The sequence below is a fragment of the Mucilaginibacter sp. KACC 22063 genome (assembly GCF_028736115.1).
Classification (GTDB): Bacteria; Bacteroidota; Bacteroidia; order Sphingobacteriales; family Sphingobacteriaceae; genus Mucilaginibacter.
This window is the reverse complement of sequence record NZ_CP117877.1, coordinates 454,536-480,088: the sequence shown is the minus strand read 5'-3', so window position 1 is coordinate 480,088 and position 25,553 is coordinate 454,536. Positions and strand designations below refer to the sequence as shown.

General features: G+C 40.6%; 17 protein-coding genes. All 17 read left to right on the top strand.

What is annotated here, in order from left to right; translation table 11 throughout:
• Nucleotides 1-171 precede the first annotated feature (171 nt).
• The 17 genes from PQ461_RS02110 to PQ461_RS21190 all read left to right on the top strand — a co-directional run bounded on the left by PQ461_RS02110 (nucleotide 172) and on the right by PQ461_RS21190 (nucleotide 25,112).
• Nucleotides 172-3,366, top strand: a complete 3,195-nt coding sequence (locus tag PQ461_RS02110; RefSeq protein WP_274207980.1) for a SusC/RagA family TonB-linked outer membrane protein — start codon at nucleotides 172-174, stop codon at nucleotides 3,364-3,366.
• Between the two features lie 34 nt (nucleotides 3,367-3,400).
• Complete coding sequence (locus PQ461_RS02105; RefSeq protein ID WP_274207979.1) at nucleotides 3,401-4,906, top strand: RagB/SusD family nutrient uptake outer membrane protein; 1,506 nt, start codon at nucleotides 3,401-3,403, stop codon at nucleotides 4,904-4,906.
• A gap of 7 nt (nucleotides 4,907-4,913) precedes the next feature.
• Nucleotides 4,914-5,567: a hypothetical protein gene (locus tag PQ461_RS02100; protein ID WP_274207978.1), complete on the top strand. Its 654-nt coding sequence runs from the start codon at nucleotides 4,914-4,916 to the stop codon at nucleotides 5,565-5,567.
• Nucleotides 5,568-5,599: 32 nt separating this feature from the next.
• Nucleotides 5,600-6,577, top strand: a complete 978-nt coding sequence (locus tag PQ461_RS02095) for a hypothetical protein (RefSeq protein ID WP_274207977.1) — start codon at nucleotides 5,600-5,602, stop codon at nucleotides 6,575-6,577.
• A 226-nt stretch (nucleotides 6,578-6,803) separates the two neighbouring features.
• Nucleotides 6,804-8,357, top strand: coding sequence for an alpha-N-arabinofuranosidase (locus PQ461_RS02090; RefSeq protein WP_274207976.1), 1,554 nt, complete (start codon nucleotides 6,804-6,806; stop codon nucleotides 8,355-8,357).
• A gap of 492 nt (nucleotides 8,358-8,849) precedes the next feature.
• Nucleotides 8,850-11,618: a DUF5695 domain-containing protein gene (locus PQ461_RS02085; RefSeq protein WP_274207975.1), complete on the top strand. Its 2,769-nt coding sequence runs from the start codon at nucleotides 8,850-8,852 to the stop codon at nucleotides 11,616-11,618.
• Between the two features lie 226 nt (nucleotides 11,619-11,844).
• Nucleotides 11,845-12,048, top strand: coding sequence for a hypothetical protein (locus tag PQ461_RS02080; protein WP_274207974.1), 204 nt, complete (start codon nucleotides 11,845-11,847; stop codon nucleotides 12,046-12,048).
• Nucleotides 12,049-12,861: 813 nt separating this feature from the next.
• On the top strand, nucleotides 12,862-15,870 hold the full coding sequence (locus PQ461_RS02075) for a beta-L-arabinofuranosidase domain-containing protein (protein ID WP_274207973.1): 3,009 nt from the start codon (nucleotides 12,862-12,864) through the stop codon (nucleotides 15,868-15,870).
• Between the two features lie 1,362 nt (nucleotides 15,871-17,232).
• The gene (locus PQ461_RS02070) at nucleotides 17,233-18,678 is read left to right on the top strand and encodes a DUF6055 domain-containing protein (RefSeq protein WP_274207972.1); all 1,446 of its coding nucleotides are present in this window, start codon (nucleotides 17,233-17,235) and stop codon (nucleotides 18,676-18,678) included.
• Nucleotides 18,679-19,743: 1,065 nt separating this feature from the next.
• Nucleotides 19,744-20,682, top strand: a complete 939-nt coding sequence (locus tag PQ461_RS02065; protein ID WP_274207971.1) for a glycoside hydrolase — start codon at nucleotides 19,744-19,746, stop codon at nucleotides 20,680-20,682.
• Nucleotides 20,683-21,116: 434 nt separating this feature from the next.
• Complete coding sequence (locus tag PQ461_RS02060) at nucleotides 21,117-22,007, top strand: family 43 glycosylhydrolase (RefSeq protein WP_274207970.1); 891 nt, start codon at nucleotides 21,117-21,119, stop codon at nucleotides 22,005-22,007.
• A gap of 1,120 nt (nucleotides 22,008-23,127) precedes the next feature.
• On the top strand, nucleotides 23,128-23,433 hold the full coding sequence (locus PQ461_RS02055; RefSeq protein ID WP_274207969.1) for a hypothetical protein: 306 nt from the start codon (nucleotides 23,128-23,130) through the stop codon (nucleotides 23,431-23,433).
• Nucleotides 23,434-23,512: 79 nt separating this feature from the next.
• On the top strand, nucleotides 23,513-23,812 hold the full coding sequence (locus PQ461_RS02050) for a hypothetical protein (protein ID WP_274207968.1): 300 nt from the start codon (nucleotides 23,513-23,515) through the stop codon (nucleotides 23,810-23,812).
• A 279-nt stretch (nucleotides 23,813-24,091) separates the two neighbouring features.
• A complete protein-coding gene (locus PQ461_RS02045) occupies nucleotides 24,092-24,247 on the top strand; it encodes a hypothetical protein (protein WP_274207967.1) in 156 nt (51 codons plus the stop codon).
• Nucleotides 24,244-24,531, top strand: coding sequence for a hypothetical protein (locus PQ461_RS21195; protein ID WP_443192778.1), 288 nt, complete (start codon nucleotides 24,244-24,246; stop codon nucleotides 24,529-24,531). The genes PQ461_RS02045 and PQ461_RS21195 overlap by 4 nt, the downstream gene beginning before the upstream one ends.
• Nucleotides 24,438-24,830, top strand: a complete 393-nt coding sequence (locus tag PQ461_RS02040; protein ID WP_274207966.1) for an alpha-amylase family protein — start codon at nucleotides 24,438-24,440, stop codon at nucleotides 24,828-24,830. The genes PQ461_RS21195 and PQ461_RS02040 overlap by 94 nt, the downstream gene beginning before the upstream one ends.
• A 66-nt stretch (nucleotides 24,831-24,896) precedes the next feature.
• On the top strand, nucleotides 24,897-25,112 hold the full coding sequence (locus PQ461_RS21190) for a hypothetical protein (protein WP_443192777.1): 216 nt from the start codon (nucleotides 24,897-24,899) through the stop codon (nucleotides 25,110-25,112).
• The last annotated feature ends 441 nt before the right edge of the window (nucleotides 25,113-25,553 follow it).

Here is a 25,553-nt window from a genome sequence, read left to right as displayed (position 1 = left end):
TACTTAGTTAATTTTATAAAACAGTTGCACTAGCATAGGAAAATCCTGCAGCAACTCGTTGAAAGTAATGCATATCTGAAAAGGCCGGCATATATGCGTTTCTTTAATATACTTTTTTTATACATTTTATCTGTATAGACCTGTATATAATTAAAATCTTAATAAAATCATATGAGAAAAATTTTACTGTTAATGTTTTTTTGCAGTCTTGCTGATTTTTTTACCTGTGTTTATGCACAGACTACGGTAAGGACAATTAAGGGAACTGTCAAAGATTCTGACGGACAAACATTGTCCGGTGCAACAATAATAGAAGTTGGCGTCAATTCAAATGGCACAACAGCAAATGCCGATGGACAATTTGTGCTCAGATTAAAAGGCACATCTGGAAAAATCACTATATCACTTATTGGATATACAATAGTAGAGCGAACTGTCCCTCCCTCAAATGAAGTTGCCATTATATTACCTGCTCAGGCACATGCATTACAAGAGGTTGTAATTGGTTATACGACGCAAAAGCGGCGTAATGTAACGGCGGCCATATCATCAATTAAAGGAGCGGACATTGCCAATCAGCCAGAATCAAGCTTTGACCAGCTGCTTCAAGGCAGATTACCCGGTGTTAGCGTACTATCATCGAGTGGGGAGTTGGGTCAAAAACCAAGCATCGTTATACGCGGTAGCTCAAACGTAGATTATGCAAACGCGAACGGAGGCAACAGTGGGCCATTATATGTAATAGACGGTATTATATATGATGTTAACGCCATTGGAACATCATATGGAAATAATGACCCTTTGAGCTTTATCAACCCTCAGGATATAGAATCTATTGACGTACTTAAAGATGCTTCAGCCGCAGCCATCTACGGCGCGAGAGGCGGTAATGGCGTAATTATAGTAAAAACTAAAAGTGCCAGTCGCGGCAAACCGCAAGTAAACTTTAATGCATTTGTGGGTTACTCTTCGCACCCTAATTTTTTAGATGTGGTTACCGGACAAGCTGAGCGAAACCTTAAACTACAAATTATACAACAGGGCCTTCCCTATTTATACAAACAACAAGGCTCTATTCCGCTGTCGTTAACAGACTCTTTAAACAGGGCTTTTAATAACAATGTAGACTGGCAGGGGCTTTTAATCAGGTCATCATCTATTACGAATAGCCAGGATCTGAGTGTGGCTGGTATAACCGGAACCACACAATACCGGTTATCTTTAAATCATTACAATGAGCAGGGTGTTATCAATGGTTACGAACTTGAAAAAATTACACCACATTTAACCTTGTCTGTCCACCCGGTTAACAAGTTGAACCTATCTGTAGATATTTTGATGGCGCAGCAAAAGCAAAGCCACGGAGCAGGCGGCCTGGGCGATAACCTGTTTGCCTCCTGGGGTTTCCCTACTTCTAATGTTCAGCTGAACGATGCCCAGGTCAATGCCTATAGCGGTAAAAAGCAGTACTATGATGATGACAAAGCACTCACCTTTGTAGGCTCGATAGCAGCCACAGATACACTTTCAAAGAGACTCACATTACATAGTACTTATGCCATGTCTACTTATAATAACGATTATAATTATTTCTCTCCTCAGGTTTTAAACGGTACGCTGAATACTGCTTATGACATTCATAATAACAACCCGTCATGGTCTTGGGAAAATTTTGTGCAGTATGATCAGCTGATCAAAAAGAATCACTTAAATTTTGTTTTAGGTGGATCTTTATATAGCAATCAGCAGTATTATAGCTATATATCTGCGGCCGGCATTAATGTATCTGGTATTTATACCGCGGCTACTGTGCCATCGGGTACTAATTTAAATGCTTACAGCAGCTATCAGCAAAAAAATACTGCCTCTTATTACGGAAGGTTCAATTACGATTACGATGGCAAGTATTTGTTTATGGCGAGCGTACGACGCGATGCCAGCTCAATTTACAGTTCACAGTACCGCTGGGGTACATTCCCATCCGTTTCAGCCGGATGGATCATATCTGATGAAAGCTTTTTTGAACCGATTAAAAGCGTAGCTAATTTCGCTAAAATCAGAGTAAGTTATGGCATTACCGGTTTAGACCCGGGCGGTTGGTATGTAAAAGACCAGGCGTTGCAGAATGATGCTAGCTATTTTGCATCAACAACTGGAAGTATTTATTCCTCTACAGGCTTGGGTGGTATACCTTCTACGTACAACGGCACCTCTGTGATAACGCCATATTTTTACAATAACTTTGTTCAGAACGGTGGTGTAAAGTCAAGTTCGGATGTAAGATGGGAACGTGACCCACAGTTAGACATTGGTGCTGACATTGAGCTTTTTAGAAGCCGTGTTAATCTAACTTTTGATTACTATAACAAGCACAACAATAATATTTTTTTCTATAATGTACCAGCCCAGGCTACCAGTGGTTACCAGTATTATTCAGGCAATTATGTTAGCCTTCGAAATGCTGGTTGGGAAGCTGCTACGAACATCAATGTATTGGGGCCTAAATCTAATTTCAAATGGATGCTCAATTTAAACGTTTCTTTTAACAGCAATGTAGTAACACAATTACCTAATAACAACAGAGATTTCTTGTTCGGGCCGGCATGGTTCTATAAAACGTTAACAGTAGGGCGACCAATTTTTTCTTATAGAGTTTACAAAACAAATGGTGTTTATCCCACCGACGCTTCGGTGCCGACAGATCCGGTTACGGGCCAGAAAGAAACCTTCAACGGTGCTACCTTGCATGGAGGCGACCCACGATATGTAGACGTTAACGGCGATTACAATATTACAAATGACGATAAAGTTAACGCCGGAGATCCTAACCCGAAATATACCGGTGGATTTGGAAGTAATTTCAGCTTTAAAGGTTTTTCATTAGGTTTTTTCTGTTCTTACGTTTTTGGTAGAACAATTATAAACGGAGCCTTATCTGATGAGCTTAATGGCAGTACTACTTTCAATAATTACACCGGTTGGAATGGCGTTGCCGGTCCTGCCGCTTATCCCAATATACTAAGTCAGTTCTGGCAAACACCGGGTCAGAATGCCAAATATGCCCGCTTGATTTATCCTACAGGAACAGGAATGGACCCTTGGAACGTTGGAACTGATTACTTTTTAAGAAGCGGAAACTTTGTGAAGTTAAGAAACGTCACCTTAGGTTACGAACTGCCTAAAACGTGGTTGAACAACACCGGAATAAAAAGACTCAATGTGTATGTAATGGGCCAAAACCTTTGGATGTGGAAGGCTGCTAAGGACATTCCTGATCCTGAACTGGTTGATCCTACTACCGGTTCATCAAATACGGTGTATCCAACAGTGGCCAAATTTACGCTGGGAGCAAGCTTAACGCTTTAAAAATCACTCAAGTTTTATCTTAAAAATTAACTATATGAGAACGAAGTGCAATGTGTTTATCATAGTTTTGATGATATTTTATTTTACTTCTTGTAAAAAATTTCTAGATCCACAACCTATCAGTACGCCAACGGATGAAGCAACCTGGCAAAGTGACGGGGATGCTAATGCAGCCGTTGCCGGTATATATGCCTTGATAAGGGCGGCCCATAGCAACGCCATATCCTACTACGCCTACGGCGATCTACCTTCTGGTGAATTTTCTAATACAACAGATGGCTCATTCTTAAATGTGCTAAACATGCAGTGGGGCACTGCCGTACCCGCCGCTAATGTTACAACACCACTACTCATTCTTAGAACCTATACGCCTTATTACACGGCAATAGCACAAAGTAACCGTTGCCTTGCACGCATTGCTGTAATGCCTGCAGATAACTTTAATGGTAATGACGTAGCCTCTAAAACAGTACAAAAGAACAGATACTTGGGCGAGGCTTATTTTACTCGTGCCTATAGCTATTTTGAGTTATGCAGGATTTATGGCGATGTACCGTTGGTACTAAACAACGATGATAAATCGGTTTCGCTGGAATATGCCCGTACAGATCAAACCACTGTTCTGAAACAGGCTATTTCCGACTTAAGAATTGCGATAAAAGATCTTGATTGGAAAAACGGCGCATCTGCAGACCGAGTAGTTAGGGCAGATAGGGGTGCAGCTTACGCTTTGCTGGCTCACATATATGCCTGGATGGGCGATTATGATGATTGTAATGCCGCTTGCGACCAGGTAATCAATTCTGGTTCTTACAGCCTGGTAGGCGCTTCAAATTATCTCGACATCTACAAGGGCCAGTCATCCGAAGGGATTTTTGAGATAGCAAGAAACTCCATTTCAGAATCCAGCCAGGCCAATAATGGCTATACCCTTGCGGGTGCAACCTTAACCTCGCCATATATCCCGTCTATAACAACGCCTAACTGGCAGGTAAATAACGGGCTGGTTGCCCAGCTTTACACAGATACGACCGATGTTAGATTTACAAAAGGATTTTCCATGTACACTAACGGACCTGTAAGCTATTATGAGTGTATCAAGTATACGAACATTCAGATGTTAAATAATAATCCTTCCTATCTGGTGTCACTAAATAACATCATCATTTTTCGTCTAGCTGATATTGAACTGTTAAAAGCAGAGGCATTATGCGCAAAGTCAACGCCGGATTATACAACAGCCCAGTCTATCATCAATAATATCCGGGCCAATCGTAACGCGGCTCCAATTACAGGCTTAACCGCTGCCAATACTTTGCAAACCGTTATTGACGAGAGAGGCAGAGAACTTTTTCTCGAAGGTCATCGTTTTTACGATCTGGTAAGGTTGGAACGGCTGAACAATGTGCAACAGTTTGATAATATTACTACAAGCGAATTTAAGGCTGGCAAATATTACTGGCCAGTTGACCCGTCGTTGTTCTTAAATAATTCTAAGTTAACCCAAACCAAGTTTTGGCAAGGAAAAGTAAGTCAATAAAAAAATCATGAAAAAAAACAAACCCTATTATATTATTGCCGCTTTACTACTTGTGCTGACAGCTGTTAGTTCCTGTAAAAAAGACGCCTATCGTACTGATGGTGGCTTGGCAAACGCTTATTCAAATCTATCAACATACGATTATTTAAAAAGCAACCAATATCATCAATTTGATACTGTTTTGCTACTGGTTGATAAGTTCAAGTTGAAAGATTCTATCAATAACGCAAAAACCTTCTTTGCTTTTACAGATTTTTCGGTACATGCATTGATGACATCGTTGGGAACAACCAGCTTAAATCAGCTAACCGATTCTGTTTCTTCCAAATTGTTTCTTCAATATATGTTCGAAAAGCCCATTACCATTGATTCGGCGACATTAATTCCTACTAGCTACAGCAACTATTTGGGAAACGCTGCACCGTGCGCTATTAAAAAAGTTCAGGCTACTTATTATGTCAATCTCAGCAATACAAATCCTGCGTTTACCTATTTCATCTTAGCTTACGTTAAGGTTAACGGGATGATTGATGGCATGGCAGGTCCGGTACAGGGAGATCAGGCAGATATTACTTTGCCTTGTCAAACAGAAGGCATCCATACATCAACCGGCACCATTCTGCATGTACTTGCAAATTCAGTAATACCAACTAAAAGATAATTTAATCGTCAAACCTAACAAGTTGCTTTGTTATGATCACAAAAAGGTTCACTCAGATAAGAATATTCACAATTTTAGCAATTGTGGCCATATATAGTTGTAAAAAAATTCCGGAAGGATATATCAGTAATTTAATTTTCTACAATCAAAATCCACTTACGGTATCTCAGGGAAACACTACTGTTTCAAATGATATTGTTACAAACGGGTCCACACTGCCGTTTTATGTTGACCTGCTGTCCATCAAAGATGCTTCAGGTAAAGACGCCAGCGACTACATGCTAAAGCCCGATACGGTTAAGGTTTTTTCTAAAGGTGGTATTACCAGCAGCGATACCACTTTAGCCTCACTAAAGCTTAAATTAAAAGATAGTTTATTAGCCCCATTCAGCATCAACCGTATCGGAGGAAGGTTGCAGTTTACACGAGCAACAACTTATGTGCCTATCGGCACCTATTCTATTGATGTGCGCGTGCAAAATGTTAAGGGAAGCCAGGTATTAAACCACGCTTGTACCATTAACGTAATACCAAATCAAGCAGATACCCTTTCATATCTGGCATATAACTATTCTGACGCAAAATTTACAAGCTTCACCGGTCAGCCTGCCTCTAACCTTAAAGTTTCTATTACACATATTGCAAACGGTCCTGATCAAATCATTTACGTCTGGAAAGATAAAAATGGAACTTATTTTAATCCTTCAAAGGGAGAAATAACCGGTCGACCCGGACGCCCTAACTGGGGCGATTGGAATCCTTACTACCCGTCGTTAAAAACAGATACATCAATAGTATATCCTTATCCCGGAGGTGTACCGCAGATGCCATTATTTTCTGTTCCAGACAAGTATCCAGGCTTTTCCGGGGGGATTTCTTATTACAGTATTGTAGGTAGCCATACTAGTACAGGTTTAAATGCAAACACTACATTTTCTACGCAATATTTTAATACCAGAGGCACATTTATTCTATCCTGCACATTATCTGATATCACACGTATACCATAAAATTTGATTGGACAAATAAAGTTTCCGTTCTATATATAAAATTCACACTTGGACTGTTTCAATTTTCAACTTATACTGTGGAATTTCTGCGTTATTGAAATATATATTGGGAAACATTTGTAAAATTTTGTGTGCTTTATAGTGCGGCTTATGGGCATCATTACAAAAAAACAATGAGAACACTTATTAATATTCTTTCTTTTCTTCACGGCATAAACCAATTTTTATGAAAAAAAATCTCCTTTTCTCTTTTGGCTCTGCTGTAGCCTTGTGTTTAATTTCGGCACCCGGTTATAGTCAAACAGGGACGCTAAGCATCAGCACTGATTCAAAAACAGTCATCAGCAAACACATTTACGGACAATTTGCCGAGCATTTGGGCCATGGTATTTATGGTGGTTTTTGGGTGGATAAAACACTGCCGGTAAAAAAGCAGGACCGCATTCGCCTGGATGTGGTGGAAGCCTTGAAAAAAATAAAGATACCAAACCTGCGGTGGCCCGGGGGCTGTTTTGCCGACGAGTATCACTGGCGCGATGGCATTGGTCCATCTGCTTTACGCCCGCGCATGGTAAATACAAATTGGGGTGGAACAACCGAAGATAACAGCTTTGGCACGCACGAGTTCCTGGAACTTTGCGAATTGCTAAAATGCGAACCCTATATAGCCGGGAACGTGGGCAGCGGTACTGTTGAAGAAATGTCGAAATGGATTGAATACCTTAACTCGAACAGTTCCAGCACTGTAGTTAAAGAGCGTATAAAAAATGGACATCCTGCACCTTATAAAGTAACCCTTTGGGGTGTTGGTAACGAAAGCTGGGGGTGCGGCGGAGTTATGACACCAGAATACTACACCGATCTTTACAAACGCTATGCAGCTTTTGCAAAAGATTACCCTGACGCACCACTACAAAAAATAGCGGCCGGAGCAAATGCTTATGATTACCGCTGGACAGAAGTGTGTATGAAGAACATCCCTATAGGGATGATGTCGGGCCTTTCACTTCACTATTACACCATCCCAACGGGGAACTGGTATAATAAAGGATCAGCAACCATGTTTGACGAAAAAGAGTATTTCGGTACTATGGTTAGCTGTTTAAAAATGGAAGATATTGTAACTAAGCACTCTGCCATTATGGATAAATACGATCCGGAGAAAAAAGTGGCATTAGTAGTCGATGAATGGGGGGTTTGGACAGATGTTGAACCCGGAACAAACCCCGGCTTTTTGTTTCAGCAAAACAGCCTGCGCGACGCTTTAATTGCCGGAACGACACTTAATATTTTCAATAACCATAGCGACCGTGTGCGTATGGCGGCCCTTGCTCAGACAATAAACGTGCTGCAATCGTTGATCCTAACCGACAAGGAAAAAATGTTACTCACTCCTACCTATCATGTGTTTGATATGTACAAAGTTCACCAGGATGCCAAATATTTGCCCATCAAGCTGGACGTACCTGATTACGAACTTGACGGTAAAAAGATAAAGGCAGTAAATGTTTCTGCATCGCAGGATGCCAAAGGTAAAGTTCATATCTCTTTCGTGAACCTTGATTTGCACAACGCCATTACTATTACTACAGAATTAAAAGATATAGAATGGAATACTTTCAGTGGCCAGATTCTAACGTCAGCTAATATTACTGATATCAACACTTTTAAAGCGCCAAATAAACTGCACCTTGCCCCTTTTTCAGGTGCTAAAAAGGATGGCGATAAGTTAGCAGTAACGCTGCCTGCGAAATCGGTGGTAACATTAGAGTTGAATTAGACATTGGGTCTAAAAAAATCTCATTATAACATATAAAGCGATCCCAAACGATACAGATTAGTCATCTGATAAGGGATCGCTTTGTTCTACCTATTATATGGGTAATTTGCTGTCATCCCGAGAAAGGAATAATTATCATACACCAAGAATTTCCTCTTTGTGAATTCGTAGATGGTTGCCTCATCTACACCAATGGCTAACTGGTTACAGGTCGGTGGCCTGTACTACTGCGCTGTTGACGGACGCGCGGCAGGCTTTACGCGTAATATTTCCAGGGGTATACCATAAACGCGCTATCTAACCTTAAGAAAAAACTACAGACGTCAGAACTTTCCGGGCTAGCGTTAATTTGGAATAGCAATTAAAAACCTATTTTAAAGCAATTCGGTCAATAAGCAACTATCAATAGATAAAATTATGGCAAGTTCGCCTTTTGCGTTTGATGTACCTTTGCTTTTAATATCAGTGTGATCGTTTATTTAACCAATTTATATGTCCTGCAATAACCTTAAAAATCAATTAGCTTCAAGTTTGGCAAAATACTACCTGGTTTTGTTGATATCGGCAGTTGGCCTTTGGCCACAGCATAGTTACGGGCAAAACCCGTGGAAAGATCTGGAAAAAAGGCCTTCAACACTGGAGCTTGGAAACGGCTTTCAATCCGTAAAAGCCGGTAATTTTGTATTAACGCTTGTCCGTTCGTCACAAACTGTCGCTGCACTGAAGCCGCTAACTGATACCGCTTTCGACTTTACGCCCGGAGACAGGCTTAAGCTACGCAGCAGCGATGGTATGTATCAACTGGGAGATATTAACCTGAGGATCAAAACAAGTGCACAAAGCAACTGGTCAAATTACTCTACGGCTGCAAAAAGGCACCCGGTTAGCGACATACCATTTAAAGACAAGAACGTATTGGCGGCAGCTGATTTAAGCAATACGCTGCCAGCAGATATTCCAGTGCATATAGAGCGTTATTGGATGATGGAGGATGGCCATCTGGTATTATTTTTCAAAATCAGGAACACAAGCTCACAACCCTTAGAAATAGGGTCATTAGGCATTCCTATGATCTTTAATAACATTATGCAGGGTAAAAGTCTGGAGGAAACACATGCCCAAAATGTATTTTACGATCCGTATATCGGAAACGACGCCGGTTATTTACAGGTTACCCGGTTAAACGGACATGGCCCCGCTTTATTAGTTGTGCCATTTCACAAAACGCCCTTTGAGGCTTACAATCCGCTGCTGAATGACCCTACGCCCCGTGGAATCGATTTTGAGGGATTCAATGAATGGATGGTTTATAGTAAAGCATACGCCGATAATGAATGGAAAAACGCCGAACCCTGGAATAAACCTACCTCACAAATTCTAAAGCCCGGCGAATCTGCGGGTTACGGGTTAAAGTTTTTAATTTCATCGTCAATCAGTGGAATAGAAAAGACATTAACTGCAAATAAAAGGCCGGTGGCTATTGGGGTGCCGGGCTATGTGCTACCGATGGATGTTGATGCCAGACTATTCTTAAAATACGGGCAAAAGGTTAGCAGTATAAATGTTGAGCCGATGGGTGCGTTAACCGTTAAGCCAGTTGCCGACAGGAGTGGAACCCATCAGCAGTATCAGGTGGCCGGCAAAATATGGGGAAGGGCAAGGCTGACGATTACCTATAGTGATGGGCTCGTTCAAACGGTTAATTATAAGGTAATTAAGTCTGAAGTTGATGTAGTTAAAAATTACGGCGCATTCTTAACGAAGGAGCAGTGGTTTTCCGACCCAAACGATCCGTTTGGCAGAGACCAGTCTGTTATTAGTTATGATTACGAAACCCGGCGCCAGGTAACCCAGGATGGCCGCGCATGGATACCCGGCCTTAGCGATGAAGGAGGGGCAGGTAGCTGGCTCGGAGCAGTAATGAAGGAGGTAATTCAACCTGACGCTGCGGAGATCTTAAAGTTACAGCGTTTTGTCGGCCATACGATGTGGGGTAACCTGCAGTACAGCGAGGGTCCCCAGATGTACGGCGTTAAAAAGAGCCTGTTTTATTACCAGCCGGACGAGATGCCCGCCGGTACTTATAGTGATAGCATCAATTACAAAACCTGGGCGGCCTGGGACCATAATACTGCTAATGATGTTGGGCGTTCTTATAATTATCCGCATGTAGCTTCCGCACATTGGGCGCTCTATCGTTTGGCAAGGTATCACTCCGGCTTAGTTACAGATCGTAAGTGGGATTGGTATTTGAAAAATGCTTACTACACGTCAATGGCAATGGTACAGCAAGCGCCGTATTATGCACAATTCGGGCAAATGGAAGGGACTATATATTACCTGATTCTTTCAGATCTGAAATGTGAAGGCTGGCAAAAGGAAGCTGATGAACTTGAAAAGGCAATGAAGGCTAGGGCCGATCATTGGCGCACGCTCCTTTATCCATTCGGAAGTGAAATGCCCTGGGATTCTACTGGGCAGGAAGAAGTTTACCTCTGGTCGGATTATTTCGGTTACACCGATAAAGCGGCAGCAACTATTAATGCGATCCTGGCTTATATGCCCACTATTCCGAATTGGGGATATAATGGTTCGGCCCGCAGGTACTGGGACTTTGGGTATGCTGGGAAACTATCCAGAATTGAACGCCAGTTGCACCATTACGGTTCGGGACTAAACGCCATCCCGGTTTTATCGGCTTACCGTAAGAGCCCCTCCGATCTTTACATGCTACGTGTAGGCTATGGCGGCTTAATGGGTTCGATATCCAATATCACTGCCGATGGTTTTGGCCCGGCAGCATTTCACTCCTTTCCATCTACGTTAAAGATAGATGGTTTGTCCGGCGATTACGGTTCAAACTTTTTCGGTTATGCCGTTAACAGCGCCGCTTATCTTACCCACGATGCTGAATTGGGCTGGCTTGCATTTGGAGGTAATATCATCCATCGCGGAAATATGATCGATGTAAATATTACTAACGGCTCCAAATCAAAAGTATTTATTGCACCCGCCGGATTATGGTTAACGCTCAAGGCCGGAACGTTCAATAGAGTAAGCTATAATGCCCAAACCAAGCAGGTAATTATATGGCTCAACAAAAAAGATGAGCATACAGCAAATGCTTGGCTACAAATAGAAGAATATGATCCCAAAAATGGAGGTTACAGAATTCAAAAAAGCTACCGTAAAGCACGTGGCAGCTACGTCATTCCGTTGGATAACAAACTAAGACAAGTCAACCTTGATATTAAGGGTTGATTATTGTCCATGCCTATGTGGCTGCAAGCTAAGCGATCCGTTGGGAGAAAGCTGTAGACAAAAAAGGCAACTTGAAGTTCACAGTGCCTAGTTTTCAGCAACATTGACCATTGGTTCTCAATGCACCGTTGACCATTATTTACTTAGTACAACTAATTAAGCAATTCAAAAACGCCCCATGTCAGAGAAAAAACTGTGTATTTATTTATTGTTGCTTATCAACATAATGAGTTCACGTCTCGCTGTTAAGGGTAAGCTTCATCGGAGTAATCAGCAAAATAAGTATAAACTTAAGCTTTCAGAGTTGACCGGCGATGCGGTAAGTAAATCAAAACAGGCAGATTCGATTACTGAACTCAATAACAAATTACTGTCGATGTATGCCAAACAGATCGCATTAGGAAACATAACTCAATCCCTGATTCTGTGATTTCGGTATACAATGGGTATCACATTAACGCAGCCATGCAATTTAGTGTAAAGGACGGATTAACCTATGAGTTGGCTATGCCTTTGAACTATGTTAATTTAAAGCCAGACAGTAAACCGACTTTTATGTACAATATCATGTTAAACGGGGTTATGTCTACCTCTCCTGGTGTAATCAGACAAACCAAGTATGGCCCAGTGAGTATTGTGGGTATTCCACGAGGTTTTTTCAACAGTACAACCTATAATGATCCGAGTTTAAAATTTCCAACCGATTTTGTGCGACTTATACCCTGGTAAAAAAGAAATAACACTCACGTGTTAATTGCTTCGGTTCTACAAAGGATCGGTACCTTATTGGTTAAAGTACTTGATCTGGGGCGAATATTCCGGCATGTTTTACCATGCTGTTCCATACTCATTAGAGCACAAATTCTGTTAAGAAATTCTAAATTTTGCAGTCTGCATTATCGGTCTTATGCGCGCAGATTGCATGGCCAAGCATTCCGGGCTTAGCAAAATAAAGCTATATCTTGTTAAAATGATGAAGTGGGCGTTGAAAAAAATTAAGTTTCTTTGAATGATATGGTGCCAATAATACTATGCAAAGTAATATATAATTATTATAAGATCTTAACCGGTCCAATTACAAAAGGTCTTTTATTAAAATTTTGTAGTCTACCAAAAGAAAGTTGCAATGATAAAAATAGTGAACCCCGGATATATTAGTAAACACCAGAATAAGTTGATAATCAAAAATAAAATGAAAGTAGATACGGCCTTTCTTAAACTTGTTTTTCCTTTGCTCCTTTTAATGACTTTCACAAAAAATGTGGACGCGCAAAACGGCGATCAAATATTGGACGGTATTGGCGAAACGGATATGGTGGCCCGATATATTTTTGACGGCAATGTGAAAGACTGGTCACGTAACCACTTACACGGTAATCTACTCGGTGATGGCAAGTTTGTTCATGACGACCGGTTCGGGAATGTATTATCGTTGAGTGGTAACAATGCATTTGTTACCCTACCCGATAATGTTGTAGCCGATTTAGAATCTATCAGCGTCTCAGGATGGGTTTATTTGCGCTCAGGCCGTCCAGGCCAATATTTATTTGATCTTGGGATGGATGAAGATCACCGCTTTTTTGCATCATCGACTGGAACAGAAACTGCTTCTCTCATGGAAACAGGTATGCTTACCTGTAAAAAAGATAGCCATCCGACTGTAGCCGTCCCCGGGCTGGTAGCAAATAAATGGCTTTATCTTACGATAGTGGCCGATGTTCCTTCACGATATATTATTGCCTATATTAACGGTAAACCTGTAGGACGCACCAATTTAGTATCCAAAGACTTGACTGGAGTTTTTGGGCGGCAATCCACAAAAAAGCAGCTTTATATTGGCAAATCATTAGCACTTAAGGATTCATATCTCAATGCTTTAATACATGATTTCCGTATATACCGCGTTCCTCTTAACAGCAGGCAGGTTGCCGGCATATACAATCATGTTTCAAGCGGAAATCAAATAACCGTAAATACAAATGCCCAAACGGAGGATGACCTTCCGCATTTTTCGCCGACAGCACCTCAACTTTATAATGCGTACCTGATAAAAGTAAGTGATGTAACAGTCGAAACCGAGGTAGGTACTTTACCCCGTCTGCCTGAATATCTGGATGGTACTTATAAAAAAGGGCTAAAGGGGCCTAAAGTACGTGTATTATGGCCAAACCCCAAAAGTAATTCAACTGTTCTTAATACCGGGCGTTATGTGGTTAAAGGCCGTATCCCGGGGTCAGCGGTACAACCAGAAGCTACCGTAATTGTTACAGAGCGTGCAAGGTCAATTGCACCGCAAGCAAAACTGGAAGCGTTCAAGCTGGGCCAGGTTTCTTTAAATACAGATGTAGAAGGTCACAAAACAAAATTTATCGAAAACAGGGATAAATTTTTAAGGACATTGGCCCAGACTGATCCGAATTCTTTTTTGTATATGTTCCGCGAAGCCTTTGGGCAAAAACAACCTGCTAACGCAAGACCACTTGGTGTTTGGGATAGCCAGGATACCAAACTTCGCGGGCATGCCACTGGCCATTATCTAACCGCACTTGCGCAGGCTTATGCTGGCTGCGGATATGATAAAGCTCTTCATGATAAATTTGCCACGAAAATTGACTATATGGTCAACACGCTATATGATTTGTCACAACTCTCAGGTAAGGCCAAAACAGCAGGAGGACCACACGTTTCTGATCCTGCCGCTATACCGATTGGCGCAGGTAAGGCAGGCTTTGATTCTGACCTAAGCGATCAGGGTTTGCGTACCGATTATTGGAACTGGGGAAATGGGTTTATCAGCGCATACCCCCCCGATCAATTTATTATGCTTGAGCACGGGGCCAAATACGGTGGCCAGTCCACTCAGGTTTGGGCTCCATACTATACACTTCACAAAATATTAGCCGGTTTGCTGGATGTTTACGAATTAAGCGGCAACAGGAAAGCACTTAAAATTGCTACGGGTATGGGCGACTGGGTGTACAGCCGATTGAGCAAACTACCGCAGGACACCCTTATTAAAATGTGGAATACTTATATCGCAGGCGAATATGGCGGTATGAATGAGGTGATGGCGCGGATGTATCGCCTCACTAACAACGAAAACTATCTGAAGACCGCGCAATTGTTTGACAACATTAGGGTGTTTTTTGGCGATAAGGAACACTCAAGTGGGCTGGTGAAAAATGTAGATAACTTTAGAGGGTTGCATGCCAACCAGCATATACCGCAGGTTATCGGCAGCATTGAGACTTACACTGCATCCAATAATCCTGAATATTATAAGGTGGCCGATAATTTTTGGCATAAGGCTGTCAGCGATTACATGTATAGCATTGGAGGCTTTGCCGGGGCTCGTAACCCTGCAAACGCCGAGTGTTTTATCCGCGAGCCCGAAACATTGTATGAAAACGGCTTTTCTTCCGGTGGCCAAAATGAAACTTGCGCTACATATAATATGTTGAAACTCTCAAGTGACCTTTTTATGTACAACCAGCAGGCCGAACTAATGGACTATTATGAAAGAGCTTTATACAACCATATTTTGGCTTCGGTAGCCGAAGATGACGCGGCTAATACTTACCATGTACCGCTGCGACCCGGGTCAGTAAAACAGTTTAGTAATGCCGACATGACCGGCTTTACCTGCTGCAACGGGACTGCTTTAGAAAGCAACACTAAACTGCAAAACTCGATTTACTTCAAAAGTAAGGATAACAATGCGCTTTACGTGAATCTTTATATCGCGTCCACACTACAGTGGACAGAGAGAAACATTGTCGTAGAACAAACCACTACTTTCCCTAAAGAAGATCATAGCAGCCTTACTATTAAAGGCAAAGGTAAATTTGATTTATATGTACGTGTACCCTCTTGGGCAACCAAGGGTTTTTATGTGAGCATCAACGGGCAGCACCAAGACCTGAAGGCAATGCCTGGCAGTTATCTTAAAATTAATCGAAATTGGAAAACCGGGGACAAAGTAGAATTGAGAATGCCATTCGGGTTCCATCTGGACCCAATAATGGATCAGCAAAACATAGCCAGCTTATTTTACGGCCCAATATTGCTTGCGGCACAAGAGTCGGAAGCAAGAACAGTGTGGCGGAAGGTAACTTTGAATGCAGCGGACATTAGTAAAAATATAAAGGGCAATCCGCAGCAACTTAACTTTACAATTGACGGAGTACTTTTTAAGCCATTCTACGATTCTTATGGACGGAATTCAGTTTATTTGAATATTATGTTAAAGTAAAAATAAGACGTTATCTTGCCGAAGATGTTATGGGTAATAAATAATCGCCATCGAACTAGCCTCCATTTAATCTACTTGCTCAAACGTGAATTGTTATTGTATTTCGAATTTCCCAGACTACCATAAAAGTATCTGAGGTTCTAAGGTTTCTTTCCAAGCATTGGAGCGAGTCGTATCATTAAACTTTATGAAACACATTGCTGTCAAATTTGCAAGTTCTTATAAAAAAGTGTCTTTTGAACTCAGGTCGGACAGGTATTTGAGCCAATTAGCCATTTGGTCAGAGGGCGTAACTACAAGGGTAACTAAAGTTGTGGAGATCAAGGTCAGGCCCTGACAGCATTGCCTTCGATATTTTATCAGATCAAAAAGCACTTCTATTCCAAGGCTATCAAAAAGGGCCATGTCTATCCCGGCCGGATAAGCACGATTACTGTGTGCCTTGCCGCTTTATTGGGAAAGAGAAGATGTTATATCTCCTTAAAAATGAGCTTTTTCAATATTGAAATCTTTTGCAATAGCGCCTAATATTCGGTGATGCGGACATCATACGAACCGAGCGCAAAGAGATCAAACGATATGATCAAAAATTACAGTGAAGAAAATATGCTGGCTTCCTGTTAATATCGTTACTCATAAATCAATAGTTTCAATAGCCGCGTGATTAAAACATAGCATGTGCATTTTGACTGACTTTAATATAAGAGGAATGGTTTCAAACGCCGAAAGTCAAGTCAAAACTATTGGTAACAGATAGACCTACCTACACATAGTTCCCTTTCAGCCCAACGCTCAAACCTTTTATGGCTAATTTAACCCCTCGAGACTATCCGTTTATTTGCAGGGAGATTCTGATGCGAAACGATACCGAAATTATTGATGCAGATCGGGACGTTTTCATATTAGCAGATGTGAAGATAAACCGTTTAGAAACAATCTTCAAATGTCATTATTTTTAGCCAGAGTTTTACTCCATAAGGGAACGCTATTTTTCAACTCCTTGTATTGCAGGGTGAGGTTAAAATCATACTTTTTAATACCATCATGACCTAATAAATTTCTTTGTATTTGTTCTACACGTTAAAACCGTATTTTCTTTAGGCTCGATAACCACTGCATTTTCCAAGATTGGAATTAACGTTCGCGATAATAGTACGGCTACAATTCAATAGATACTATGAAATCACAAAAAAGTATAATCAGTTGATAATCTCTTTTTGAATGAAATTAAAAACTACAAAATTTTGCTATTAGTTGATAAAATCGAAATGAAATTTACTTTTCAAACATCCAATATTTGTTCTTAAACATCCAAGATTAACTAATTGTTCAACCATTTCAATTATTAACTAAATTTTAATTATGATTAAGAAATTTACACTAAAGCAATTTGCTTTAACAGGACTCTTTATGTTTTTTATGCCGCTTACGCAATCCTGTCAAAAGGTAAACTCTATTGCTCTTCAGGGCCAAACCGGCTCTAAAAAATCAGCTTTATCGACTACCGCTACGACATTTGCAAATGCTACCGGAAAGCAGATTTATTTTCCAACCTACATCTGGGATGGTGTCGCGAACCAGTATATTGTTCAAAATAGAAGCGATTATGATAATGTTTCCAGCCGCTTTTGCACTAGCCGTTCAGCAGTCACTGATAACTTCATTATCTTTTGGGAGGCTGGTTACGGAACAAATCCGGAAACGGCGCCTGATGGCTATCGTGTTTCAATGACAAACATAGAATCCAGATTAGAATCAATGTATGCATTGTACCGTGACAGTCTTAAATTCGTAAACAAGGGAAGTTCACTTACCGATACTTATCGAATGGTTGTCTACTTATTCTATAATAAAGATTTCGGAACGGTGTATGGTTCTGGATCCGATGATAAGGTCGGTACGATGCTTCTTTATCCGTCACGCTTGCAAGGCGAACCTTATGGAGCACTTGCTCATGAGCTTGGTCATGCGTTTCAATATATGGTTCACTGTGACGGCAAAATTGGTTTTAGCGATGGCACTCATTGGGAAATGAGTTCGCAATATATGTTATGGCGATATTATATTAACTGGCCGATATTTGAATCGTACCACGTTAATGCTTTTCTTACCCAAACATATCTTTCGTTCACACATGAAGATAACCAATACCATTCTCCATTCGTATTGGAATACTGGGCCAACAAGCGCGGCGAAAGTTTTATTGGCACATTGTGGAACTCAGCCCAGACAGGCGATGATTTTGTAATGACATACAAACGACTAATGGGACAAACTCAAGCGGCTTTCAACGACGAAATGTTTGATGCCTGCCGTCGATTTATTACATGGGATATTGATAGGGATAGAAGCACGATGGCCAGCTTTTCCAACATGCACACCTCTACATTAAATCTGCTCAGCAACGGTTGGCTTCAAATTGCAGCTACTAATGCTCCTCAAAATTATGGATATAATGGGATACGATTAAACGTTCCTGCTGCAAATACGGTCGTCACAGTCAATTTTAAAGGATTAACATCGGCATCAGGTTACAATATTATCAACCCAAGTAAGGCAGGCTGGCGCTATGGATTTGTTGCGGAGAAAACAGATGGAACACGAGTTTACAGTGCAATAGGAAATAGCGTCAACGGAACTAAAAGTTTCACTGTACCGGCAAATACTTCTTATCTATGGCTGGTTGCAATGGGCGCACCCACCGAACATTGGAAACATAATGCGGACTTCAACAACGCCAACGATGAGCAATGGCCCTACCAGATCAAACTGTCTGGCACCACCGTAAACAGTTCATTCATTAAATAATTTATTTCGAGATATGTCTATGACCACCTATCAGATAATTCCTTAGATGCATCAAGCCTCCCGGATTCCCCGGGAGGCTTTCTTACAGTCTAAAATTTAGAAAAAGTGAATTCAAACTGTTTGACCGTTATTAGGCCAGCTTTTATACTTTATAGCATAAGTTTTACTAAGTTGCTTGTTTTATATAACTTATTTGCGGTCGTATATTAGAGCACCGGATGTAATACCAATTGACCTGGAGTTTGTCATTCCAAGTTGGTAGTTACTCTTATTCTGTTATGCTTCAGATGGGCGACCTTTTTGATCAATGTAACGATACACTTCAGCGCATCTTAATTTAGCCAATTCCAATATTTTCGCTGGTTTAAAGTATGAGAGGATTTGACAAATAAAACCGGCACCAAGGTTTTGAAAGATAGCTGAGATGGTCTCATTAGGCACAAAGGGTAGTGAAAGACTTGTGCAAAATTGTATAATGAAGTTTGAAGGGGCATTTAACTAAGTCAAATCAGTACTACCATTAATGTTGTCGTCAGCCTGATATGCTTTCGATAATCCTATTGTCGAGAATTTTCTTATCGCTCTCCATAAACCTTTATTTACCCTATTGAAAATTTCCACAGATCGAATCATCCAGTTGTCGTGATATTCAAGCGTTGACGTTATTGATTATGTTCATTCGAAAAAAGAAATACTCGCTCAATTACAGGCGTCATAAATGATGTTTTTTGCGATTGCAACAGCTTGTGTTAAACAAAAGGTTATGTATCGCCCTCGAAATTTTAGAACTTCGTCGTAAGAATCCGGTGCCAACATTTGCTTGTTAATGCAGGTTGCCTCATTAATAATTATTCTAAATCTTTTTTGCACATAAGCCTTTAGTTTAAAAAAATTAAGAGAACAAAATTCACTCCGAGATAAAATGAATAATCTTTAATGATAAAGTTTATGTGCCTATAATGTATAGTCCAGCCCAACCAAGTTAATATTTAGTTAGAACGAGTAAGTATTTGATCAAAACGGTAAATTTTTAATCAGGAATTTTATACCGATCTATTAAATTTTATGCTAAAAACAAATAACCTCAAAAATTCATTTTATTTAAAATTTAGACAGCTTTTAGCTATATCAATTATCCTGCTTTTTTCGCAGCGTTATAGTCTGGCTCAGGAGCAAGCTGCTGGCCGGCCTTTAATAGTTAGCTTTAATACGGAAATGGTTAAATCACCGCCTGTAGGCTACGGTTTTGATCCATTTTATAAAAAATATGCCGACGCCTTTGGAATCCCAATCATTTCATCGGAACGGGTATCTGATGATGCACTACTGATCGCACGGGATATTATTAACTATATGCTATTAAAGCGGCCTGACATTCGGGAAGGAATGATAAAGTTAGGTGCAAGACTGTCTATTATTGGAAAGTCGGAAATGCAAACTGATCTTCCCGAATGCCGTGATTGGAAGAAACCAACCTATGATGATGAAAGGCTAACACCCGACGAAAAAGCCAATTATTATAAACCAGGCGGCATTGCCGGCATGACGGATCATGCATATTGGGATCAACGCGCAAGGGGAATGGGAGGTATACAAACGTCTTGCGCGGAGGAAAATTTGCTTGGTTACCCAGGTACACGTTACTTCGGCGAGAATATAATGGTACATGAATTCAGCCACAATATTATGGCTGTGTTGGAAACGATAGATGCAGACGTAATCAAACAAATTAACGCATCTTATGAAAGAGCCAAGAAAAAGGGGCTTTATAAAGGGCAGTATGCCATCAATACAGTTGCAGAATACTGGGCAGAAGGCACTCAGTGGTGGTTTTGGTCTAATATTGAATTTTACGATGGGAAAATTCGTATCCAATCTCCAGAAGACCTGAAAGCCTATGATCCGACGTTATACAACCTTCTTGACAAAGTCTACGCAGGCCACCATATCCCTGGCGATGTTTATTATGGAAAAAACATCAATAATAAAACTCCTAAAAAGTAACGTTTCAGGTCATTTATTAAACATCTATAATTTATTTTTTTTTAAAATGAAACCATAAAATTAATAACCTATTACAACATAGGGTTAATATTCAATTTTCATATGTGAAATACGTGCAAAGATCGCAGGGAATTATCAGACGCTTATAGTGATGAGTCAAGTCAGAGAAGGTACCACTTCAACGGGGTACGTAGGGGAAGATAGGTTTCGTGAGAACCAATGATGCCGGCCTGTTGCTCTACGGCCTCTTTCGACAGCTTTTCAATCCAAAGCAAACGCCGGCAATTAATCTTGGATAGGGACGAGAAGCCAATGCTATTTTCATATACGTAAATTAATATTATCCGCGGATAGGATCTAATTCAATTGAATCAGAATGACTATAACTGTTTATTTATTTTCTTACTTAGATTAACATTAAATCCAATTTATACATGAACCGCAGAAAAAGTATAGGCGCATTGTTAAGTGTTATTACCTCATCGGTCTTATTAAAGGGAAGAGCGTTTGCAGCTGCACCGTCGACGCAAAATATGCCTACGGGTAACGCGTATCTGATGGCACACTTTATGGAAAACGACCAAAAGCTGTACTATGCCTACAGCACCGATGCCCGCAACTGGACAGCACTTAACAATCGCAAACCTGTTTTTGATGCCGGCGTAGATCTGCGCGACCCTTTTATTGGCCGGGCCAAAGGGACATTTCACATGGTGCACACTAAAGGCTGGGATCATCCGGTTATCCATCATTATTCGTCAACCGACCTGCTGACCTGGACGGGCGGTGAAATCAAAGTAATAAGCGACGCTAAAAAACGTGCCTGGGCCCCCGAATGGATCTACGATGATCAAGAAGATTTATTTTACCTTTTTTGGGCTTCGGAAAGTGACGGGCGAAACCGCATTTTTTATACCACCACAAAAACCTGGGATGATATTACACCGGAAAGATCGTCGATGTATTTTGATATTGGCACCGATGATATTGACCTTACCATAACAAAGGCGCAGGGTAAATACCATGCTTTTCATAAATGCGGCAGCCTTGCTGATAACCTTTCTATATTTCACATGACTTCGCTCACATTAAATCCAAAGGATAAGAATTTTGGTTTTGGCAAGCAGGGCAAAGGAACCCCGATAACAGCAGAAGTAGTGAAGCCGATAGAAGGCCCCGAGATCATCAAGCTAAATAACCAACAAAGATGGTACGTGTATGCCGATCCTTTCTATAATGATTTTTTAGCCTGGGAAACTACCGATTTTATCCGCTATAAGCGCATCCCTATAAGTGTACCGCGTGGAACTAAGCATTGCTCATGATAAGCATCACTCAAAATGAACTGGAAGTATTATTAAAGAAATATCCAGTTTAAATTACCAATTCATTTACAGTTGATGATATCATTGGGATTCGGCATCAGAGTATCCTTATACGGAAAAATGTCGGCTGCTGTGGAATGAATCACCTTATATAATCTTTACACCATGGCGTTGCACGGCCGTACCATCCGGATAGCTGATGCTGTTTCCCATAAAGTTAAAATCATAGCTACCGGGCAAAGGGAAGCATTTTTCGTTCCCATCGGCATCGGCAAATTGCTCGCCATAGTGATGCTGTTAGGGAAGGTCTGCTGCAGCTGAATGGTTTGATGTTCACTGAGACTTAGCGTTTCGCTGTGTATGATAATTATAACTTTTCCTTTAACTGGATACTCTTCGGGTTATATGGTAAGCAGCCGGTTCGGATATAGCCTGAAAGTGGCAATATCCTGTTTGTTAACCGCATACTATTGCGCATGTACTACGCCTCCCCCTCTGAGGATAGAGATACTTGCCATAGTCCTATTAATATTTAAGTGCTCGATAAAAATATTGAGCGATATCTACTTTCTTAAGGAAGCCTTTTTCGATAACGTGAGTACATAGGGTATTGTAAGCAATAGCTGTAAATCAAATAGTTGAAAAGAAATCCGTCTGTTTTCTGCCGCAGGTCTGCCTTCAACCTGCCTTATACGTCATGGAATCACTTTAATACCCCATGATGCGAACAGAAATAATGGTCTTTTGTCTACTCGCGGCGACCAGGTTACCGTGTACCGCAAATTATTTGAGGATTTCCGGATGATTGAGGGTTCTCGACAAAACATCCAATTATCATGGTCCCTCCTATTTGTTAATCATCAAACTATATGTTTATATCTTTCAGTGAGAATTCAATTGTCTTCTGCCAAATTTACAAATAATGAGTGTTCCAAACGTTGGCAACCGTTGCATAATAAACCTTAAGCATTGAATATCGGTGAGCAATAGAGCGCATGACTTAGTGATGTTAGTTTATCTTAATATTTTCTTGGAACACCACACATTATCCTGATGGTGTAAATCAAGCCTTCAAATCAATTAAACTTATAGTGATGTAAGTATACATGTAAACATTCCTGTGGCTTTGAAAAACAATGCGGTTTGGCGGGATAGTATCCATCTTTTCCTGGCACATGTTAACGATGCTTATGAAACATATTTTAACGGAACTCTAATTGGCAAAACTGGCGGATTTTCTGATGATAAAGGAGGGTATGTCAGCAAATGGCCAGCCTTAAGGAATTATTGTATAGCGTCAAATAACCAACTGATTAAATGGAATGACGACAACATTATCGCAGTAAAGGTTTGTGACGGCGGCGGATCAGGGGGTATTTTTATGGGCACTCCGTTAATGATATGCTGGAAAAGTTTGACGGGATAGCATTAACCTATCTGCCAACCAGTTTCTGACTTTTAAAAAAGTAAAAAAAATACTATCTGTCGTCAACAGGTTTAACACGGTGATTGCAGGAGAATTTCGTTATAGGGTGCTTGACGAATTAGGCGAGAAAATTATAAGCGATCAAAAGGTAAAGATCAAGCTTGATCCATTTGAAGATAGAAAAATGGTACTAGATCTTCCCCAGCGCGAGGGAGTAAAGGTAATTTATGATTTTAAAGAATCGACCTCCGGTAAAACTAAAACCTTTACGGAAATAGTGCCTTACCTGCTTACACCTTTTGAGCCGCTTAGGCCTATATTAAATATTAAATGGCCAACAAATTATGGGAGCACACCCCGGTTCGCCAATAGTTTATAAAATTCCCTAAGCGGACAAAAACCATTGACTTTTGCTATCAGCAATATTCCTTTCGGATTAAACTTTGGTAGAAAGAATGGAATATTAACAGGTGCTATTGCTAAAGCCGGGAACTATAAGTTGATTTTATCGGCAAAAAACAAGGTAGGAAGAGGCAGGAAGGAGCTCAACATAAAAGTAGGCGCGAAACTAAGGCTTACGCCTCCAATGGGTTGGAACAGTTGGAATTGCTGAGGACTAAATGTAAGCGAAGAAAAGGTAAAAAGTTCTGCTAAGGCTATGATCAGTAATGGTCTGTCAGATTATTCCTGGAATTATATCAATATAAATTATGGCTGGCAAGTGCCGGATCGTTCCCCGGCGGGACAGGTCATGCCAAATTCAAAATTTGAAGAGATGAAAGGTCTTGGCGACATGTTGCAGGCAGAAGGTTGAAGTTTGGTATATACTCGTCTCCCGGGACTAAAACCTGCGGCGGCTTTTTAGGCTCGCTAGGCCATGAAAGAATGGATGCAAGTACGTATGCTGCCTGGGGGCTGGGCTATTTAAAATATGACCTTTGCAGTTATTCCGACATTTCGCTGGCGACACCACTCTTTTCGCGCAGCAAAAACCTTACATCGTTATGCGTGAAGCACTCAGTCTGCAACCTCGGGATATTATTTACAGCATTTGCCAATACGGGATTCTTGACGTTTGGAAATGGGGCTCTGCAATGAATGGAAATTTATGGCGAACAACAGAAGATATAACCGATAGCTGGGAAAGCCTGCGCAATATTGGTTTCAGCCAAGCAGACAAATCTCCTTATGCTCAACCTGGCGGGTGGAATGACCCGGATACGCTTATTGTTGGGCAGGTAGGCTGGGGAGAAAATCTTCACCCATCAAATTTCACACCCTATGAACAATATGCTCACATCAGTTTATGGAGCTTAAGATCTGCCTCATTATTAATCAGTTGTGACATGAGTAAATTAGATTCCTTTAACTTGAATTTATTAAAAACCGGGAGGTGATAGCAATAGATCAAGATATTCTTGCAAAAAGGCTACACGAACAGTTGATATTAACGGCATACAGGTGTGGAAAAAATTACTTTCGGATGGAAATCTTGTCGTTGGCGTGTTTATCTTAATGATAGATATTACCTATATCGATTAAATGTAGCCACAAAAAAACACCCCAAAAATGTAATTCGTGATATATGGACTCAAAAGGATGTTGAGAAAAACGTGAGTTTCTTATCACTTGAAGTACCGCCTCACGGAGTGAAACTAATAAAGGTAGCCGCCAAGTGATTGCATTGGCCTTTATTGGTTAAACAATTGCTACATTAAGTTAAATTCCTGAGTTTTTGAGGCTGTCAGATAGATAATTTTACTTCTATGATAACGATTGCAAATCGGTTGATTGTTTGTACGAAACAAGTAAAACTTTGTTTGACGGTTAAATGACATTCGTTTATTAATGGAATCATTAAACGATCAATCTTCATGTAGCTAATTGGACTCAAAGATAGCAAGGACAGGAATTTGTTTATGTTGATAGCAAATAAGGTGTTTATAGTTAATTAGTTAGTTGATGGTTAGGTTAGATGGTCGTCTCATTGGATTGAGCGGCCTTTAACTTTTAAAATGGAATTCGGTCACTACTTTTATCCGATATTGACACTTACGAAACGCTATTGATTTTGTTAATGGGTAACTAATAAATTGTTATATATAATATAGTCAAAGATA